Below are 748 nucleotides of genomic sequence, written 5' to 3'. Positions count from 1 at the left end.
TAGGCAGTTGGACTCTAATTAAAATCAACGCCCTAGATTCAGATATGAGTGCAGTCCAAGTTCAACTATCAAATAATGAAAAGTTACTTGATGACCTAAAAAACAACACTGATAAAATCGATGGCAAGTTAGATAAAACTGAAGATAAGCTTGATAACAAACTCGACAAAGTGGACGGCAAGGTTGACCAGATGCGCATTGAATCATTGAAGGCGCTGAATGACATTAAGCTAGAATTAGCCAAGTCATCTAAAGAATGATGAACTCAAAGACCACCAACACAGTGGTCTTTTTTAGTTTAAGTTCATATTGAGGAAGCATTTATGCTCTGGATGTTTAAAAGCCCCATTCCAGGCGGATTGGCGGAAAACCTGATCAAAAATAAAGAGAAGCTCGATATTGATTGCGATGGTAGAGTTACCTTGCGAATGGAGAGCGAAGAAGCACTTAGACCAATTCAGGCTCAGATTAGGCTGTTGCGGAAAATTAAGCTTACAAAAAGAAAGCCAGCGTAATGCTGGCTTTCTTGATTTTCATTTCTTACCTTTCGATTTCTTCTTTTGCTTATTGGCCATACTGGCTTCATGCACAAAGTCCAGCACCTTTCCAGAGAACCACTCCGCCAAATAGGCACCTGCCTCATCATCGTTCACGTTCGTATCTATTCCTACCATTTGACTAAGCATCATTGCCGCATGAAAAGACTCGTGACATAGATGGGGAATGGCGACGGTGTAATTTTCATCGT

The 748-nt window shown here is 40.6% G+C and carries 3 protein-coding genes; 2 read left to right on the top strand and 1 reads right to left on the bottom strand.

Translation table 11 applies throughout. From position 1 onward, the window contains the following. Together AW165_RS18375 and AW165_RS18370 are read left to right on the top strand one after the other, a co-directional pair. The coding region (locus AW165_RS18375; RefSeq protein ID WP_212823887.1) for a hypothetical protein at positions 1-260 on the top strand (260 nt) is incomplete at its 5' end. A 63-nt stretch (positions 261-323) separates the two neighbouring features. Then, positions 324-515 (top strand): hypothetical protein, encoded by a 192-nt coding sequence (locus AW165_RS18370; RefSeq protein WP_060466681.1) that lies wholly within the window; start codon positions 324-326, stop codon positions 513-515. 18 nt (positions 516-533) lie between these two features. Here AW165_RS18370 and AW165_RS19800 read toward each other — a convergent pair. Next, the coding region (locus AW165_RS19800) for a hypothetical protein (protein ID WP_171254266.1) at positions 534-748 on the bottom strand (215 nt) is incomplete at its 5' end.

This window comes from Acinetobacter sp. LMB-5 (assembly GCF_001541635.1).
GTDB classification, from domain to species: Bacteria; Pseudomonadota; Gammaproteobacteria; order Pseudomonadales; family Moraxellaceae; genus Acinetobacter; species Acinetobacter pittii.
This window is presented reverse-complemented; position numbering and strand designations above follow the sequence as displayed.

What these genes read in the sequence shown, in the direction of transcription:
- AW165_RS18370 (WP_060466681.1), top strand. Translation starts at nt 324, where the DNA reads ATGCTCTGGATGTTTAAAAGCCCCATTCCAGGCGGATTGGCGGAAAAC.